Here is a 16,988-nt window from a genome sequence, read left to right on the forward strand (position 1 = left end):
CGTGGGATCAGATGCGCGCAGCGATCTGGCTGCCCATGTCGGCCGTGCTCTGCACCGGGTGCGTGGCGCTGGCCTGATGCAGGTCGGCGGTGAAATAGCCTTCTGCCAGGGTCTGGGCCACGGCCTGCTCGATGGCCTGGGCGGCGGCTTCCTGGCCGAGACTGTAACGCAGCATCAGGGCGGCGGAGAGGATCTGGGCGATGGGATTCGCAATCCCCTTGCCGGCGATATCCGGGGCCGAGCCACCGGCCGGCTCGAACAGGCCGAAGCCGGATTCGTTAAGGCTGGCGGAGGGGAGCAGGCCCATGGAGCCGGTGATCATGGCGCACTCGTCGGAGAGGATGTCACCGAACAGGTTGGAGCAGAGCAGCACGTCGAACTGGGACGGATCCTTGATGAGCTGCATGGTGGCGTTGTCGATGTACATGTGGTTCAGGGCCACGTCCGGGTAGGACTTGGCGACCTCGGTCACCACCTCGCGCCACAGGATGGAGGAGGCGAGCACGTTGGCCTTGTCGATGGAGGTGACCCTGGCCTTGCGCACCCGGGCCGATTCAAACGCTATCTTGGCGATGCGCTCGATCTCGAAGCGGTGGTACACCTCGGTGTCGAAGGCCTTCTCGGTGGCGCCTTCCCCTTCACGCCCCTTGGGCTGGCCGAAATAGATGCCGCCGGTCAGCTCGCGCACGCAGGCGATGTCGAAGCCGCGATCGGAGATGTCGGCACGCAGCGGGGAGAACTGCTCCAGACCGGTGTAGATGCGGGCCGGGCGCAGGTTGCAGAACAGTTTGAAGTGGGCACGCAGGGGCAGCAGGGCACCGCGCTCCGGCTGATCGTTGGGCGGCAGGTGCTCCCACTTGGGGCCACCGACTGATCCGAACAGCACCGCATCGGCCGCTTCGCAGCCTTTGATCGTGCTCTGGGGCAGCGGTGTGCCGTGGTTGTCGATGGCGATGCCGCCGACGTCGTGACGGTCATAGTCGAGGGAGAAGCCGAATTTGGTCTGCACCTTTTCCAGTACCTTGATGGCTTCTGCCATCACTTCCGGGCCAATGCCGTCACCCGGCAATACTGCGATCCGATAACTGCTCATACTCTCTCCGTCTTGATAGTGTGATTCCGTTTCATCCGGGAGGCCGGTCCGGGCCACGGCCCTGGCCCCGGTCCTCCCCATGTCATGCTGTCATCTTGTCCGGCGGCGGGCTCAGACGGTTTCCGATTTGATGGTGTGGTTGCGCTCCATCTGCTCGGCCACCTGGTCCGCGCGCCAGATGCTGTTGATCACGTGGACCAGGGCCTGGGCCGAGGATTCGATGATGTCGGTGGCCAGCCCCATGCCGTGGAACTTGCGCCCCTTGTATTCGGCGACGATGTCCACCTGGCCGAGGGCGTTCTTGCCCTCGCCCTTGCCCTTGAGTTCGTATTTATCGATGCGGATCTCGTAGCCGGTGATGCGGTTGATGCACTGGTAGACCGCATCCACCGGGCCGTTGCCGGTGGCGGCCTCGCACACCAGATCCTGGCCTACCTTGAGCTTGACCGAGGCGGTGGCGAGCACCGAGCTGCCGCTCTGTACGCCGAGGTACTCCAGCTTGAAGTGCTCAGGCTCCTCGTGGATCTGGCTGAAGAAGGCGAGGGCCTCCAGGTCGTAGTCGAACACCTGGCCCTTCTTGTCGGCCAGGGTGAGGAACTTGGCGTAGAGATCGTCGAGGTCGTAGCTGCTCTCGGCGTAGCCCATGGACTCCATTCGGTGCTTGATGACGTGGCGGCCGGAGCGGGAGGTCATGTTGAGGTTGTTCTGGGTGAGACCGATGCTCTCGGGGGTGATGATTTCATAGGTGTTCTTCGCCTTGAGCACCCCGTCCTGATGGATGCCTGAGCTGTGGGAGAAGGCGTTGGCGCCGACGATGGCCTTGTTGGGCTGCACCGGCATGTTGCAGATTTGACTGACGAGGGTGCTGGTGCGATGGATCTCGCTGTGGCGGATGTTGGTGTGTACCCCGAGCAGGTCGGCGCGGGTTTTCAGGATCATCGCGACCTCTTCCAGAGAGCAGTTGCCAGCACGCTCGCCGATGCCGTTGATGGTGCACTCGATCTGGCGGGCCCCCATCTGCACGGCACTGATGGAGTTGGCCACCGAGAGGCCCAGATCGTCGTGGCAGTGCACCGAGATGATGGCCTTGTCGATGTTGGGCACCCGGTTGAACAGGGTGTGGATGATGCCGGAGAATTCGGTCGGCACCGTGTAGCCCACGGTGTCAGGAATGTTGATGGTGCGGGCGCCGGCCTTGATGGCGGCTTCCACCATGCGGCACAGGTTGTCTATCGGGGTGCGGCCCGCATCTTCGCAGGAGAACTCCACGTCATCGGTGTAGCGCAAGGCGTGCTTGATGGCGCCGACCCCCATCTCCAGCACGTCTTCGAAGCTCTTTTTCAGCTTGCTCTCCACGTGGATGGAGGAGGTGGAGATGAAGGTATGGATGCGAAACACCTCTGCCACTTTCAAGGCTTCGCCGGCGGCATCGATGTCTTTTTGCAGGGCGCGGGCCAGGGCGCAGACCCGGCTGTTCTTGATGTGGCGGGCGATGGTCTGAACCGATTGAAAATCGCCGGGGGAGGAGACGGGGAAACCCACTTCCATGATATCGACACCGAGCCGCTCCAGCGCCTGGGCGATCTGCAGCTTCTCCTTGACCGTCAAGCTGGCCGACAGCGCCTGCTCACCATCACGCAAGGTGGTGTCGAATATGATGACCCGATCTGACATGTGACTTCCCTCTTCCTAAGTTCGCTGCGTGCATCCTGCATGGCATAAAAAAACCCGTGCGGGGTGCACGGGTTTCTGTAAATTCCGGCTATGCCTTAGCCCGGCTACAAGGATCCCGCGCGAGGAGTCGCGATTAGGGAGAGCAGTAGTAGCGGAGCGGCAATACGCATGATGTCTCAATCCTTCCAGTCGATAACGCTACTACCAATAACGAGATTTTTATGCTGTGTCAACCGGAATGGACAGGTTCAATCCACTGGTTTATTTAATCGGATTGTAAAGGAGTGCAAATTCTCTTGTCCCATATTCGGTTCATGCCTGATTATCTGGTCATTCCTGCTGTACTCGATCACCCGCACAATCAGATCGACTTATCAGCCCTTGCTGAATTATCTGAGGTATTCCATGGAAAAACGCAGACCTGGCCGTCCAGTCGGACGTTCCGACATTCGTGACAAGCTGCTTGCCGCCGCACGCGAACGTTTTCTCAACACCCCCTACAGCAAGGTGACGACCCGCGAGATTGCCGAGCTGGCAGGCTCCAATCTGGCGATGATCCACTACTACTTCGGCAGCAAGGAAGGCCTCTACAAGGCGGTGCTGGGGGATGTGGCCGAGCCCCTCGAGCAAGCCTGGCACGACGAGAGCAGCAACCGCAGCCTGACCGATCTGCTCAACACCTACTATCAGGTGATGGCGCCCAACAGCGAGCTGACTTCCGCCATCTCCAGCGCATTGTCCACTGAAAAGAGCCCGGGGCGTGATTTTGTGCTGAGCCGCCTGCTGGATCGCCAACTTCCCCAGTTCGATGCCCTGCTCGAATCCATGCGCTCCAACGGCCAGTTGGCGGACAACCTGGACCCCGAGATGCTGAAGATCTCCTTCCTCAGCATGATGTGGCAGCCGTTCGTGATGAAGGATCTCTACGAACAGGTGTTTGGTCTGACGGTGGACGAGCACTTCATGAGCCGCCTCGCGGCCCACAACTGCCGCCTGATGGAAAACGGCCTGCGCGGTGCCCTGAACTGACTTTTTCGGGATGACGGATGAAAAAGGGCCCCTGGGCCCTTTTTTTCATCAATCTGTTATCTGGGCGTCAACGAAGTGTCATGCTGCCCTCCTAGTCTGCACTCAGGATGCAAGGGAGGGCCGTGATGAACAAGATCCAGCAATGGGACCTGCGGGTGTGCCGTGTCTGCCTGCTTCATCCCTACAATCAGCCGCAGGCCAGGATAAGCCGGCTTGTCTCCCGTACCGGTGACGGCCCCCTCTATGCCGTGGCGGCCTGCTTGCTCTGGTGGCAGGGGAGCGCCGGGCAGGAGGCGGTCAGTATGGCGCTCTGGGCGTTTGCCCTCGAGTTGCCGCTCTACCTGCTGCTCAAGAATGCCCTCAAACGCCAGCGCCCGGCAGGGCTACCTGTCTTCATCACCCCGTCGGATCGTTACAGCCTGCCCTCGGGCCACACCGCGGCCGCCTTTCTGATGGCGACCGTACTGGCCGCCAGTTTCCCGCTCTGGGCACCGCTGCTGTTTGTCTGGGCCGCGCTGGTGGGGGCGTCCCGCCTGCTGCTCGGGGTGCATTATCTGAGTGATCTGGTGGCCGGGGCGCTGCTTGGCGGTGGTTGCGCCCTCTGGGCGCTGGGTTGGAGCCAGGGATGAGGATACTGTTCGGCGTTCAGGGGACCGGCAACGGCCACATCAGTCGTAGCCGGACCCTGGCGCGCGCATTGAAGAGCAGGGGCGTGGCGGTGGACTATCTGTTCAGCGGGCGCGCCGCCGACGGCTACTTCGAGATGGGGGAGTTCGGGGATTATCGCACCTACCCCGGTATCACTTTCGCCAGCCATCAGGGGCGCATCTCGGGCTGGCGCACCCTCAAGGGACTCTCTCCCCTGCGTTTCTGGCAAGATCTGCGTGCCCTCGATTGTCGCGAGTACGATCTGGTCATCAGCGACTTCGAGCCGCTCAGTGCCCATGCGGCTCGCCGCTGGGGCAAACCCAGCCTCACCATCAGCCATCAGGCGAGCTTCGACTGGCCGATCCCGCGCTGGGGGGAGAGCGGCTTCAACCGTCAGCTGATGCGCCATTTTGCGCCGGTACGCCAGTCCCTGGGGCTGCACTGGTTCCATTTCGGCCAGCCCCTGCTGCCTCCCATCGTCGATCCCCTCGAGCCGGTGCCGGACAACCAGCAGATCCTGGTCTATCTGCCATTCGAGCAGACAGAGACGATCGCGGCCCTGTTGTCGCGTTTCAGCCCGCAGTCGTTCATCTGCTTCCATCCCGAGGTGCGCAAGCGTAGCGAGTGGCGCAACATCCGCTTTGAACCTCAGGCCAGAGAGGGCTTCAAGCTGGCGCTGGCAGGTTGTCGCGGGGTCATCAGCAATGCGGGATTCGAGCTTGCCTCCGAGGCGCTCTCCTTGGGCAAGAAGCTGCTGGTCAAACCCCTGGGGGGCCAGTTCGAGCAGTTGACCAACGGCAGGACCCTGGAACTGATGGGGCTGGCCCAGTTGATGGACAGCCTGGATGCCAATGCGGTGCGAAGCTGGCTGGAGGCCCCTTCTCCTGGCAGGGTACGCTATCCCGATGTGGCAGGAGAGCTGGCCGACTGGTTGCTGGCCGGGGCCGGGGAGGAGGTGGGGGCGCTCTCCCGCCGCCTCTGGGGCAGGACCCTCTTTCCGGAGGAGGTGTGTGACAGCCTGGGGGAGCTTGCCAGCCGTACCGGCCAGGAGCGTCCCTGGTTATCCCAACTCAGCGCCTTTGACTAAACTGAGTCGATCCCACCACGGAGAGGACGGACACCATGCGCTTTACCAATGAAAACGGCGACACCATGACTCTGGCAGACAATCTCACCCTGCATGAGCTGCTCGACATGGGTGTCAGCATTTCGGTCTGCGAAGAGACGGATCCGGATCAGCAGATCTGGCTGGCAGAACCCGAAGACGAGCAGTGAAACCAGCCAGTTTTTGACGGCCCACCCCCTCGGGGTGGGCCGTTTATTTTGTTCCTGACCGACGCGGGCAGCATGATCCGCTGGTTGTTCCCCCCAGGGCCCCTCTTTGTTGCCCGTCTGGTGGCCAAGTCACTGAATGTTAATAGCTGTTTGAAATTTATGACTGTTATGGCCAGACAAAGCCGTGGACAAGCGTTCACGGGCGGGTTAAGTTGGTTTTTCACCCGCTTTTCGGGTGAATGATGGAAAACCCCTATTTTTCTACTATCGACGGCTCCGAACTCGCCTGATCTGCCTGCAGACAACAACAAGACTCGGATCGGCGCTGCCGGGAAGCAGCGGACTGTCGATAGCTTTCGCTTAACGGAGCAAAGCCTGGAGGGCTTTATCATGGAGATGTTATCAGGCGCCCAGATGGTGGTTAGAGCGCTGGAAGATCAGGGAGTGGAACACGTTTTCGGCTACCCTGGTGGCTCAGTGCTCGACATCTATGACGCTCTCTTCGAAAACGGCAAGATGGAGCATGTCCTGGTGCGGCATGAGCAGGCCGCAGTGCACATGGCGGACGGTTACGCCCGCTCCACCGGCAAGGTGGGCACTGTGCTGGTGACCTCGGGTCCCGGCGCCACCAACTGCATCACGGGGATCGCCACCGCCTACATGGATTCCATTCCCCTGGTGATCCTGTCCGGCCAGGTGCCGACCAGCATGATCGGGGAGGATGCGTTCCAGGAGACCGACATGATCGGCATCTCCCGCCCGGTGGTGAAGCACAGCTTCCTGTGCAAGAAAGCCAGCGACATTCCCGAGGCCATCAAGAAGGCCTATTACATTGCCGCCAGTGGCCGCCCGGGGCCCGTGGTGGTGGATCTGCCCAAAGACGTGCAGAATCCGAAAGAGAAGTTCCCCTATCAGTATCCCGAGTCCGTTTCCCTGCGCTCCTACAATCCGACCAAGGCGGGACACAAGGGCCAGATCAAGCGGGCTGCCAAGCTGCTGACCGAGGCGAGCCGCCCGGTCATGTACGTGGGTGGCGGCGCCATCAACGCCAATGCGGATCACCTGGTGACCAAGCTGGCGGAGCTGCTGAACCTGCCGGTGACCACTACTCTGATGGGACTGGGCGCCTTCTCCGGCACCCATCCGCAGTTCATCGGCATGCTCGGCATGCACGGCACCTTCGAAGCGAACAAGAGCATGCACAACGCGGATCTCATCTTCGCCGTGGGTGCCCGCTTCGATGACCGCGTGACCAACAACGTAGCCAAGTTCTGCCCCAACGCTACCATAGTCCACATCGACATCGACCCCACCTCCATCTCCAAGACGGTACAGGCCCATGTGCCCATCGTCGGCTCGGTGGAAACCGTGCTGGAACAGATGCTGGAAGTGATCCGCGAGTGCGGCTTTGACAACGACAAGCAGGCGCTGGCGGACTGGTGGGAGCAGATCAACCAGTGGCGCTCCCGCAACTGCCTGGCCTACGAAACCCATCCCACCCTGATCAAGCCGCAGCAGGTCATCGAGACTCTCTACAAGGTGACCAAAGGGGAGGCGTTCGTCGCCTCCGACGTCGGCCAGCACCAGATGTTTGCCGCCCTCTACTACCCGTTTGCCAAGCCGCGTCAGTGGATCAACTCAGGTGGTCTCGGCACCATGGGGTTCGGCATTCCGGCCGCCATGGGCGCCCAGTTTGCCAACCCGGATGCGGTGGTCTGCTGCGTCACCGGCGACGGCTCGGTGCAGATGAACATTCAGGAGCTCTCCACCTGCATGCAGTACGGGGTGCCCATCAAGATCATCTCCATCAACAACCGTGCGCTGGGCATGGTCAAGCAGTGGCAGAAGATGTTCTACGGCGGCCGTCACAGCCACTCCTACATGGAATCCCTGCCTGACTTCGTCAAGCTGGCAGAAGCCTATGGCCACGTCGGCATCGCGGTGAGCGATCCGGCGGAGCTGGAGAGCGCCATGGAGAAGGCCTTTGCCATGAAGGACAGACTGGTGTTCATGGACATCTCGGTCGATCCGGACGAGCACGTCTATCCGATGCAGATCAAATTTGGCGCCATGGACGAGATGTGGCTGAGCAAGACGGAGAGAACCTGATGAGACATATAATTTCCGTTCTGCTGGAGAACGAATCCGGTGCCCTGAGCCGTGTGGTAGGTCTCTTCTCCCAGCGCGGCTACAACATCGAGACCCTGACGGTGGCCCCCACCGAGGATCCCACCCTGTCCCGCATGACCATCGTCACCATGGGGGATGAGCGGGTGCTGGAGCAGATCCAGAAGCAGTTGCACAAGCTGGTGGACGTGCTCAAGGTGTGTGACCTGAGCGAGGGTGAGCACATCGAGCGGGAGATCGCGCTGGTCAAGGCGCGTGCCGCCGGTGGTGCACGTGACGAACTGAAGCGGCTGGCGGACATCTTCCGTGGCCAGATCGTCGACGTCACCCCCGAGCTCTACACGGTGCAGCTCGTCGGGACCAGCGAAAAGCTGGACGCCTTCATCAAGACGGCTGCCCAGACCAACGAGATCATCGAAGTGGTGCGCTCCGGTGTCTGTGGCATCTCCCGGGCGGACAAATCCCTGCGTCCCTGATGTGGCCGGATGTGAAAATAGCTGTTCAAGGGCTCTTCGGAGCCCTTTTTCGTGTCTGGCAGCGTTGCGGGCAAGTGGGGGCGCCGGTAGGGATGCTGGCCACAGCATCAGGAGGTTATCGAGGGGTGAAAGAGAAGGGGGAAGGGAGGGGCTTCACCTGTTATTTTCTTTCAAATGATCGGTAAACTATCCACAAAAGCTGTGGAAAACTCTGTAGATTAGCGGTGTGTCTGGCGTTAGTCGCATGATCTTAAAGGGATATTTCAATTTGATCCTGGCTGGATCGCATTTGTGCAATCCCCTGGCGAGGGTGTGAGCGTTTGCTTATCCCTCGAGCCTTGCCAAGGGCGGAACGCGGATCTGTCCGTGGATCCGGACGGGATCCCGACCTGATCTTGCGGATCAACATTTCTGGGCGCGAGCCATAAAAAAACCCGCCTCTCGGCGGGTTTTTCATTGCATCGGACTGCGGGTCGATTACTCGGCCTGGGCTGCCTGGATGCCGGTCAGAGCGATGGTGTAGACGATGTCGTCCACCAGGGCGCCACGGGAGAGGTCGTTGACCGGCTTGCGCATGCCTTGCAGCATGGGGCCGATGGAGACCAGCTCGGCGGAGCGCTGTACCGCCTTGTAGGTGGTGTTGCCGGTGTTCAGATCCGGGAACACGAACACGGTGGCCTTGCCGGCAACCGGGGAGTTCGGTGCCTTGGACTTGGCGACGTTCTCCATGATGGCCGCATCGTACTGCAGCGGGCCGTCGATGATGAGGTCGGGACGCTTGGCCTTGGCCAGCTCGGTCGCTTCACGCACCTTCTCCACGTCCGCGCCGGCGCCGGAGGTGCCGGTGGAGTAGGAGATCATGGCCACGCGCGGCTCGATACCGAAGGCGGCGGCGGAGTCGGCGGACTGGATGGCGATCTCGGCCAGCTGCTCGGCAGTGGGATCCGGGTTGATCGCGCAGTCACCGTAGACCAGTACCTGGTCCGGCAGCAGCATGAAGAAGATGGAGGAGATCAGGGAAGAGCCCGGGGCGGTCTTGATGATCTGCATCGGCGGACGGATGGTGTTGGCAGTGGTGTGCACGGCGCCGGATACCAGACCGTCGACCTCGTTGCGCTCCAGCATCATGGTACCCAGTACCACGTTGTCTTCCAGCTGCTCGCGGGCAACCACTTCGGTCATGCCCTTGTTCTTGCGCAGCTCGACCAGACGGGCCACGTAACGCTCGCGCACGGCAACGGGATCGATGATCTCGACGCGGTCGGTCAGGATCACGCCCTGCTGTTCGGCAACACGACGGATCTCTTCCGGGTTGCCCAGCAGCACCGGACGGGCGATACCGCGCTCGGCACAGATGGCGGCCGCCTTGATGGTGCGCGGCTCTTCCCCTTCCGGCAGCACGACGCGCTTGTTGGCCTGACGGGCCAGCTCGGTCAGCTGGTAGCGGAAGGCTGGCGGGCTCAGGCGACGGGAGCGGGTGGACTTGGCGGAGAGAGACTCGATCCAGTGCTTGTCGATGTGACCAGCAACGTAGTCCTGTACCAGCTCGATCCGCTCGCGGTCATCTTCCGGGATGTCGACGTTGAAGTTCTGCAGGCTGACGGCGGTCTGCCAGGTGTTGGTGCCGGTGATCATGATCGGCAGACCGGTGGCCATGGCCTGTTGGCACAGGGCCATCACCTGGGGTTCCGGGTGGTAGTTGCCGGTCAGCAGCAGGGCACCCAGCTTGACGCCGTTCATGGCGGAGAGGCAGGCGGAGACGATGACGTCGGAGCGGTCGCCGGAGGTCACCAGCAGGCTGCCCGGACGGAAGTGCTCGATCATGTTGTGGATGGAGCGGGCACAGAAGGTCACGGTCTGCAGGCGGCGGCTTTCCAGCTCACCCTTGTTGATGATCTTGGCGGCCAGGTGCTTGGCGAGATCCTTGGCGCGCGGGGCGATCAGCTGGGTGTTCCAGGGGATGCAGCCGAGGATGCGCAGCGGGCTCTTGCCGAAGACTTGCAGCACTTCCAGGTTGTGGCCGGTATCGGCGCCGTGGTGGTGCGCTTCGAACATCTCGGTCAGGTCGGGACGGGTCACACCGTGCTCGTCAACCGGGGCACCCACCTTGTTGATGACGCAGCCCACGATGCGCGGGTTGTTGACGCCACCGAAGTTGGAGCAGGCCAGCTCGATGCGCTCTTTGAGCTTCTGGCTGGAGTCGTTGCCCGGATGGGTCACGAACACCATGTCGGCGTCCAGCGCCTTGGCGACGTCGTAGTTCAGCTTGTTGGCAAAGGGTTGCTTGTCGGTCGGAACCAGGCCCTCGATCACCACCACTTCGGCACCGCTGGTCTTCACGTGCTCTTCGAAGCGGGCCACGATCTCTTCCAGCAGGATGTCGGTGTTGCTGGAGGTGATCATGTTCTCGGCGTAGGAGAGGGCGAACGGCTCGGGCGGGTTGATGTTGGCGGCGGCGCGGATCACGGCGGTGGAGCGCTCGGTACCGGTTTCACCCGGACGCGGCTGAGCGACCGGTTTGAAGAAGCTGACATTGACACCGTGACGTTCCATGGCGCGAACGACGCCAAGGCTCACGGAGGTTACGCCGACACCAGTGCCGACCGGGATGAGCATAATAGTGCGTGCCACTTATTACCCCTTGTTCATTTTTTGGGATCAGGAAAAGGCCGCCCTGGGGCGGCCTTGCTCTACAGCTAATTTATGCGCCGACCAGTTCCAGCGCGTCGTGGGCGATGACCCACTCTTCGTTGGTCGGGATAACCAGGGCCTTGGTGGAACCAGCCTTGGTGATCTCGCCGCCCTTGCCGAAGCGAGCCTTCAGGTTGGCGTCGTGGTCGACGTCAAAACCCAGCAGGCCCAGCTTGTTCAGGGTGATCTCACGGATCGGGGCGGAGTTCTCGCCGATGCCGCCGGTGAAGACCACGGCATCCAGACGACCGTCCATGGCGGCGGCGTAGGCACCGATGTACTTGGCCAGACGGTAGCAGTACACGTCCATGGCGCGCTTGGCTTCTTCCTTGCTGTCGTAGTTGTCTTCAACGAAACGGCAGTCGGAGGTGACTTCGGTCAGACCCTGCAGGCCGGATTCCTTGGTCAGCATGGTGTTGATCTCGGCAACGCTCATGCCCAGCTTGTCGTGCAGGAAGAAGATGATGGCCGGATCGATGTCACCGGAACGGGTACCCATCACCAGGCCTTCCAGCGGGGTCAGGCCCATGGAGGTGTCGACGGACTGGCCGTTCTTGATGGCGCAGACGGAGCCGCCGTTGCCAAGGTGGCAGTTGATGATGTTGAGCTCTTCCACCGGCTTGTTCAGCTGCTTGGCCGCTTCCAGGCTGATGTAGTAGTGGCTGGTGCCGTGGGCGCCGTAGCGACGGATGCCGTTCTCTTTGTAGAGCTTGTACGGCAGGGCGTACAGGAAGGCTTCTTCCGGCATGGTCTGGTGGAAGGCGGTGTCGAACACGGCGACGTTCTTCTCGGCCAGTTCCGGGAAGACCTTCAGGGCGGCACGGATACCGATCAGGTGAGCCGGGTTGTGCAGCGGTGCGTAAGGAATGGCGGCTTCGATGCCGGCAATGACGTCATCACAGATGCGAACGGAGGAGGTGAAACGCTCGCCGCCGTGTACCACGCGGTGGCCGATGGCGATCAGGTTCTTGGACAGTTCCGGGTTGAGCGGCAGGATCTTGTGAACGATGAAGTCCAGCGCTTCCTGGTGAGCGGCACCGGCACCCAGATCAGCGTTGCCTTTCTCGCCGTTCAGCTTCCACTTGATGCGGGCGTCGTCGAGGTTGAAGCATTCGGCCAGGCCGGACAGCAGGTCATCACCGGTGGTTGCGTCAATGACAGCAAACTTCAGGGACGAGCTGCCACAGTTAAGAACAAGAACCAGCTTACTCATGAATAAATCCTATCGCAGATTGGGTTGGGTTGGAGGATGCGCCGGACGCGGTGCGTCCAAAAACTATCAACTTATCCTTATGAGGGTTGGCAATCTGTTGCTTGCCCCTTGTATAGTGATACAAGACCCGAAATTCAGACGTCCCTGACTGGTCAGTGGCCGTGCCCCAGCGTAAAAATGGGCGTACAAAGGATAACCTGATTGTTGAAAAATAACAAAGTCATCCTCAACCTTTGTTATTGCCTCTCAAATATTGTCGAGGTTTTGCCGTTAATGCGTTCGAAAAGAGCTCGGAGGTAGCATGAGCATGAACATTTTTGGAACTAAATTACAGCAAGGCCGTCATTATATGACTCTTTGGCCGCGCCGTCCCGAGCTTAATTCCATGTTCCCGGAGAATCGGGTGATCAAGGCCACCGAATTCGCCCTCAAGGTGATTCCGGCACTGGCGGTGCTCAGCGTCATGGTGCAGTTCCAGTTTGGCGAGCTTCATTACTGGCCCTCCGTGATGGCGTCCGTGCTCTTCCTGCTCAGCCTGCCGCTGCAAGGGTACTACTGGCTCGGCCAGCGCGCCGATACCCGGCTGCCTCCCTCCCTCGCCACCTGGTATCGGGAGATAAACGGCAAGATGAACGAGCAAGGGGGCCAGCGTCAGCTGGTGGCCCATCCCCGCTACGAAGAGCTGGCCGATACCCTCAACGCCGCCTTCAAGCAGCTGGACAAATCCTTCCTCTACGAATGACTTTCCGAAGTCAGACTGACGACAAAGGCGCCCTCAGGCGCCTTTTTCACATTCAGGCGGCCAGCACCTTGCTGATCTCCTGGATGGAGAGCTTGTACTGACGGGGGCACTGACGCCAGACCGCCAGCATGCGCTGGTACTTGTCCCGCATGGCGATGTCGCTGGAGAGCTCGTCGCAGGGGCAGGGCAGTTCGGGGAAGCGCTTGTCCACTTCCAGCAGGAAGCAGACGTAATCCACCAGTTCCCGCTCCTGGCTGCGGCTGTAGCCGTTGAAGGCAAGGCGGCTCTCGTTGACATCGGCCCGGGCGCTGGCATCCAGGTTGCCCCAGGAGATGGCCAGTGCATGGTGCAGCTCCAGGGTGTCCAGCACCTCCTGGCAGGTGGCGAGATCCAGATGGCCGAAGCTCTTCTCCAGCTCGAGGATCTGCAGGCAGTAGCCGCGCTCGACGATGGTGCTGGCACGCTGGTAAAACGCCGCCTTTTCCGGATTGAGTTTGGCCAGGATCTCGTACTGGTTGCTCAGGATCAGGCGTTCGGTGTGGCTCATGTTCATGGGCTGTCTCGCTGGAAAATGAATCTGGGGTCACGTTAACCCATATCCAGGATGAATTTTTTGATCTGAGAGGGGAGGTTGGCGAGAAAAGGGGGGAGGAGGCGCCCTGGTGAGCCGCCAGAGAGTGGGGGCTGATGCCGTGGTGAAACGAGCAGGGCCCGCCATGGCGAGCCCTGCAACAATGCCGCTGGTGGCTTACCCCTTGACGAGGTCGAGCACCACCTGATGGTGATTGCTGGTCTTGAACTTGTCGAAGCGATGGGCAACCTTGCCCTCTTCGTCGATGAGGAAACTCAGGCGATGAATGCCGTCATACTCCTTGCCCATGAACTTCTTCGGGCCCCAGACGCCAAAGGCATCGGCCACCGCGTGATCCTCATCGGCCAGCAGGCGGAAGTTGAGGTTGTCGCGCTCCTCGAACTTTTTCAGGCGCTTGGCGCTGTCAGGGCTGATGCCGAGCACCACCACATTGAGGGCAGCCAGCTCGCTATTGACGTCGCGCAGACCGCAGGCCTGGGTGGTGCAACCCGGGGTCATCGCCTTGGGGTAGAAATAGATCAGCACCTTCTTGCCGCGCAGGTCGGCGAGGCGAACCTGATTGCCGTCCTGATCGGAGAGGGAGAAATCGGGGGCCTGGGTACCAGCTTCTAGTGGTGACATGGGGTCTCCTCGGATAAACGCCGTCAGGCGTACTTGTGATTGACGATGAATTCGAACGACTCGGCGCCCAGTCCACGACAGAAATCGGCGAAGGCCGTCTTCGAGCCGGGCTCTTCTCCCTGCTTGGAGAGATTCAACTGAAAGTTCGCCTTGAGCAGGTTGAAGGGCTGCTGTTCCAGGGTGATGGTCTGCATGGCCTGGATGTCCCAGCCGTGATCGCTGAAGAACTGGGTGCACTGACTTACGATGCCCGGCTGATCCCGGATCAACACCTCTGCGCTGGCGCTGATGTCATATTGCAGGGAGTGGTGGCGCTCGGTGCGTTTCATCATGGTGATGAGATCCCACTCCTGGCTGCGCAGTGGGAGGCTGATTTCCAGTTGCATCAGGCTGTTCCAGTCACCGGACAGCAGCATGATGAAGGTGAATTCGTTGCCGAAGATGCCAAGACGGCTGTCGACAATGTTGCAACCGCAGCCACTGACGTGACGGGTCACCTCATTGACGATGCCAGGCCTGTCCGTGCCGATGGCCGTTACGACCAGGTAGTGAGTCATAAATCGTCTCTCGTCCATTATTGAGAATGCGTTGACCGCGGGTGCCAGCACCCTGCCGGGAGGCCTCTTGTGCGCTCGTGCATTCATACGTTTTGTGCCGGATGGTAACACGGCTTGTCCCGTGCCTCCCTTGTTTTTCAAAAGGGGCAGCTTTACCATTACGCCCCTGAAAATCGGGAGAATTATCCATGTTACGCGGTAGTATTGTTGCGCTCGTTACCCCCATGCTGCCTTCGGGCGACATCGATTGGGTCAGTCTGGCAGCGCTGGTGGAATATCATGTGGATGCCGGGACCAGCGCTATTGTCGCCGTGGGAACCACGGGAGAATCGGTCACCCTGAGCGAGCAGGAACATATCGCCGTGGTTGAGAAGACGGTGGAATACGCCGCCGGACGCATTCCCGTCATCGCGGGTTGCGGCTCCAACAATACTGCTCACGCCATCGCCCTTTCCCGGCGTTTCGCCACCATGGGCGTGGTGGCGGGTCTCTCGGTTACCCCCTATTACAACAAACCCACCCAGGAAGGCCTCTATCGTCACTATTGTGCGATCGCCGAGGCTAGTGGTCTGCCTCAAATTCTCTATAATGTGCCCGGTCGCACCTGCTGTGACCTCAAACCCGAGACGGTGGCCCGTCTGGCCAAGGTGCCCGGCATCATAGGTTTGAAAGAAGCGACTGGCGATCTTGGCCGTACCCCGCTGCTGCGCGAACTGTGCGGGCCGGATTTTGCGCTTTATAGTGGCGATGACGCCAGCGGATGTGATTTTATGCTGCAAGGGGGCGATGGTGTCATTTCGGTCACCACCAATATTGCGGCGCCCCAGATGGCCGACATGTGTCGTGCTGCCCTGGCCGGTGATGCCGGGCAGGCTCATGACATCAACAATCGATTGATGCCGTTGCATCAGACTCTGTTCTGTGAACCGAGTCCCATCCCGGTGAAATGGGCCTGTGCCCGGCTGGGATTGATGGCGACGGCGACCTTGCGTCTGCCCCTGACCGATCTCACCCCCGAGGGGGAAGCGGCGATGGCGCGAGCACTGACGACTGCGGAGTTGATGGCGAGTGTTTAAAGCAAATGGAAAGGGAAATGCAGTGCGCCTGGTACTGAGTGTCGCGACGGTGGCCGTGCTGGCTGCCTGCAGCTCACCCCAGGAACGCAAAATGGCCAACCGTGGCTTCGAGTATGAAGAGAGCCGCCTCGAAGGCCGCGCCTTCCTTGTGCCCGCCGGGTTGAGTACCCCCGCCTTTAACAGCAATTTCGACATTCCGGCCCTGCCCGAGAGCAGCCGTGAGGGCGCCCTCGGGGCCAAGGTGGACGTGCGTCCGCCCGCCCAGTTGCTCACCGTGGTGCCCGGCAGCCAGGTGGTGGCCAATGCCAGCGAGCCGACCGTCGCCTTCTATGCCCTCAGCACCTCCCAGAGCGTGGAGCGCGATACCTGGGCCTTCCTGATGAACTTCCTGGCCGAACACAAGGTCACTACCGAGAAGCTGGATCAACAGGACGGCGTCTTGCAGACCGGCTGGTTTGACAACTCAGCGGTGCTCGATGGCTGGGCGGAAGATGACGATGACTTCAAGATCCGTCAGCGTTACCAGTTCACCCTGCGCAACGATGTGCAGCGTCACGCCATCAAGATGTCGGTACGGGTGCTGGATCACGAAGAGACCATCGACGGCGAGACCAGCACTGTGCTGACGCCGGCGGACGCCCAGCGTTATGCTACCCGCGCCCTGAACCAGTTCTCCCTCTATTACGACAAGCAGCTCAAGGCCCGTGAACAGCACAAGTCCAGCGATGGCATGGGGCTGGAGCTGGGTCTGGACAACAACGAGCTGAGCGCCTGGATTGCCGAAGGGTCGTTTGACCAGGTGTGGCGCCGCCTCAATCAGGTGCTGCCTGCCTATGGTTTCACCATCAAGGATACCCAGCAGTCCCTGGGCTGGATCGACGTGGAGTACGACGAGCCGGACAGCGAGTTCTGGAAGGCCAAGGGAGCGGAACCCTTCAAGCTCGAGGAAGACAAGTATCGCTTCCAGCTCGGCGAGATGACGGGCGGCAAGACCTCCATCACCCTGTTCGACAAGGACAAGAAGCCTGTCGCATCCGGTGTCATCTCCCAGATGTACATCAGCCTGTCCGAGGCCTTTGCCAAGGGCTTGGCCGATCAGGGGGCGAAGTAAGCATGGAAACAGGGGCCTCGCGCCCCTGTTTTGTTATGTCCGGGTTGCCGCAGGGCCAGCGTG

16 protein-coding genes are annotated in these 16,988 nt (G+C 60.8%); 9 read left to right on the forward strand and 7 right to left on the reverse strand.

Going from position 1 to position 16,988, the window contains the following annotated elements; genetic code table 11:
- Window positions 1-7: 7 nt before the first annotated feature.
- Window positions 8-1,093: a 3-isopropylmalate dehydrogenase gene (gene leuB, locus AB5Y50_RS02720; protein WP_041211114.1), complete on the reverse strand. Its 1,086-nt coding sequence runs from the start codon at window positions 1,091-1,093 to the stop codon at window positions 8-10.
- Window positions 1,094-1,204: 111 nt separating this feature from the next.
- Entirely contained in the window at window positions 1,205-2,767 is a 1,563-nt protein-coding gene (gene leuA, locus AB5Y50_RS02725) for a 2-isopropylmalate synthase (protein WP_049637127.1), read from the reverse strand.
- 405 nt (window positions 2,768-3,172) lie between these two features.
- On the opposite strand from leuA, the gene AB5Y50_RS02730 reads away from it, so the two are divergent.
- The 6 genes from AB5Y50_RS02730 to ilvN all read left to right on the forward strand — a co-directional run bounded on the left by AB5Y50_RS02730 (window position 3,173) and on the right by ilvN (window position 8,322).
- A complete protein-coding gene (locus AB5Y50_RS02730; RefSeq protein WP_010673155.1) occupies window positions 3,173-3,796 on the forward strand; it encodes a TetR/AcrR family transcriptional regulator in 624 nt (207 codons plus the stop codon).
- Between the two features lie 125 nt (window positions 3,797-3,921).
- Window positions 3,922-4,425 carry a phosphatase PAP2 family protein gene (locus AB5Y50_RS02735; RefSeq protein ID WP_045523800.1) on the forward strand — a complete coding sequence of 168 codons (504 nt, stop codon included), beginning with the start codon at window positions 3,922-3,924 and terminating at the stop codon, window positions 4,423-4,425.
- Window positions 4,422-5,531 (forward strand): MJ1255/VC2487 family glycosyltransferase, encoded by a 1,110-nt coding sequence (locus AB5Y50_RS02740; RefSeq protein ID WP_049637126.1) that lies wholly within the window; start codon window positions 4,422-4,424, stop codon window positions 5,529-5,531. Before AB5Y50_RS02735 ends, AB5Y50_RS02740 begins: the two co-directional genes overlap by 4 nt.
- Window positions 5,532-5,566: 35 nt before the next feature.
- Complete coding sequence (locus tag AB5Y50_RS02745) at window positions 5,567-5,719, forward strand: hypothetical protein (RefSeq protein ID WP_010673158.1); 153 nt, start codon at window positions 5,567-5,569, stop codon at window positions 5,717-5,719.
- 390 nt (window positions 5,720-6,109) lie between these two features.
- The gene (locus tag AB5Y50_RS02750; RefSeq protein ID WP_043156169.1) at window positions 6,110-7,828 is read left to right on the forward strand and encodes an acetolactate synthase 3 large subunit; all 1,719 of its coding nucleotides are present in this window, start codon (window positions 6,110-6,112) and stop codon (window positions 7,826-7,828) included.
- Window positions 7,828-8,322: an acetolactate synthase small subunit gene (gene ilvN / locus AB5Y50_RS02755; RefSeq protein WP_010673160.1), complete on the forward strand. Its 495-nt coding sequence runs from the start codon at window positions 7,828-7,830 to the stop codon at window positions 8,320-8,322. Before AB5Y50_RS02750 ends, ilvN begins: the two co-directional genes overlap by 1 nt.
- A gap of 477 nt (window positions 8,323-8,799) precedes the next feature.
- Here the strand turns inward: ilvN and pta are convergent, their stop codons facing one another.
- Together pta and AB5Y50_RS02765 are read right to left on the reverse strand one after the other, a co-directional pair.
- Entirely contained in the window at window positions 8,800-10,953 is a 2,154-nt protein-coding gene (gene pta / locus AB5Y50_RS02760; protein ID WP_049637125.1) for a phosphate acetyltransferase, read from the reverse strand.
- 70 nt (window positions 10,954-11,023) lie between these two features.
- Window positions 11,024-12,226, reverse strand: a complete 1,203-nt coding sequence (locus tag AB5Y50_RS02765) for an acetate kinase (RefSeq protein WP_010673162.1) — start codon at window positions 12,224-12,226, stop codon at window positions 11,024-11,026.
- 301 nt (window positions 12,227-12,527) lie between these two features.
- Between AB5Y50_RS02765 and yfbV the strand changes: the two genes are divergently transcribed.
- Window positions 12,528-12,968, forward strand: a complete 441-nt coding sequence (gene yfbV, locus AB5Y50_RS02770; protein ID WP_043152530.1) for a terminus macrodomain insulation protein YfbV — start codon at window positions 12,528-12,530, stop codon at window positions 12,966-12,968.
- A gap of 52 nt (window positions 12,969-13,020) precedes the next feature.
- Here the strand turns inward: yfbV and AB5Y50_RS02775 are convergent, their stop codons facing one another.
- The 3 genes from AB5Y50_RS02775 to AB5Y50_RS02785 all read right to left on the reverse strand — a co-directional run bounded on the left by AB5Y50_RS02775 (window position 13,021) and on the right by AB5Y50_RS02785 (window position 14,738).
- Complete coding sequence (locus AB5Y50_RS02775) at window positions 13,021-13,521, reverse strand: YfbU family protein (RefSeq protein ID WP_210556743.1); 501 nt, start codon at window positions 13,519-13,521, stop codon at window positions 13,021-13,023.
- 195 nt (window positions 13,522-13,716) lie between these two features.
- Entirely contained in the window at window positions 13,717-14,181 is a 465-nt protein-coding gene (gene bcp / locus AB5Y50_RS02780; RefSeq protein WP_043152532.1) for a thioredoxin-dependent thiol peroxidase, read from the reverse strand.
- Window positions 14,182-14,204: 23 nt separating this feature from the next.
- On the reverse strand, window positions 14,205-14,738 hold the full coding sequence (locus AB5Y50_RS02785) for a glycine cleavage system protein R (protein WP_010673166.1): 534 nt from the start codon (window positions 14,736-14,738) through the stop codon (window positions 14,205-14,207).
- Window positions 14,739-14,926: 188 nt separating this feature from the next.
- On the opposite strand from AB5Y50_RS02785, the gene dapA reads away from it, so the two are divergent.
- Both dapA and bamC read left to right on the forward strand, forming a co-directional pair.
- Window positions 14,927-15,814: a 4-hydroxy-tetrahydrodipicolinate synthase gene (gene dapA / locus AB5Y50_RS02790; protein WP_029313831.1), complete on the forward strand. Its 888-nt coding sequence runs from the start codon at window positions 14,927-14,929 to the stop codon at window positions 15,812-15,814.
- Window positions 15,807-16,925, forward strand: coding sequence for an outer membrane protein assembly factor BamC (gene bamC, locus AB5Y50_RS02795; RefSeq protein ID WP_029313833.1), 1,119 nt, complete (start codon window positions 15,807-15,809; stop codon window positions 16,923-16,925). The genes dapA and bamC overlap by 8 nt, the downstream gene beginning before the upstream one ends.
- Window positions 16,926-16,988 lie beyond the last annotated feature (63 nt).

Source organism: Aeromonas sp. s6, from assembly GCF_040907815.1.
Taxonomy (GTDB): Bacteria; Pseudomonadota; Gammaproteobacteria; order Enterobacterales; family Aeromonadaceae; genus Aeromonas; species Aeromonas caviae.

Coding starts and splice junctions, on each gene's coding strand:
- leuB (WP_041211114.1), bottom strand. CDS start 1,093: ATGAGCAGTTATCGGATCGCAGTATTGCCGGGTGACGGCATTGGCCCG.
- leuA (WP_049637127.1), bottom strand. CDS start 2,767: ATGTCAGATCGGGTCATCATATTCGACACCACCTTGCGTGATGGTGAG.
- AB5Y50_RS02730 (WP_010673155.1), top strand. CDS start 3,173: ATGGAAAAACGCAGACCTGGCCGTCCAGTCGGACGTTCCGACATTCGT.
- AB5Y50_RS02735 (WP_045523800.1), top strand. CDS start 3,922: ATGAACAAGATCCAGCAATGGGACCTGCGGGTGTGCCGTGTCTGCCTG.
- AB5Y50_RS02740 (WP_049637126.1), top strand. CDS start 4,422: ATGAGGATACTGTTCGGCGTTCAGGGGACCGGCAACGGCCACATCAGT.
- AB5Y50_RS02745 (WP_010673158.1), top strand. CDS start 5,567: ATGCGCTTTACCAATGAAAACGGCGACACCATGACTCTGGCAGACAAT.
- AB5Y50_RS02750 (WP_043156169.1), top strand. CDS start 6,110: ATGGAGATGTTATCAGGCGCCCAGATGGTGGTTAGAGCGCTGGAAGAT.
- ilvN (WP_010673160.1), top strand. CDS start 7,828: ATGAGACATATAATTTCCGTTCTGCTGGAGAACGAATCCGGTGCCCTG.
- AB5Y50_RS02765 (WP_010673162.1), bottom strand. CDS start 12,226: ATGAGTAAGCTGGTTCTTGTTCTTAACTGTGGCAGCTCGTCCCTGAAG.
- yfbV (WP_043152530.1), top strand. CDS start 12,528: ATGAGCATGAACATTTTTGGAACTAAATTACAGCAAGGCCGTCATTAT.
- AB5Y50_RS02775 (WP_210556743.1), bottom strand. CDS start 13,521: ATGAACATGAGCCACACCGAACGCCTGATCCTGAGCAACCAGTACGAG.
- bcp (WP_043152532.1), bottom strand. CDS start 14,181: ATGTCACCACTAGAAGCTGGTACCCAGGCCCCCGATTTCTCCCTCTCC.
- AB5Y50_RS02785 (WP_010673166.1), bottom strand. CDS start 14,738: ATGACTCACTACCTGGTCGTAACGGCCATCGGCACGGACAGGCCTGGC.
- dapA (WP_029313831.1), top strand. CDS start 14,927: ATGTTACGCGGTAGTATTGTTGCGCTCGTTACCCCCATGCTGCCTTCG.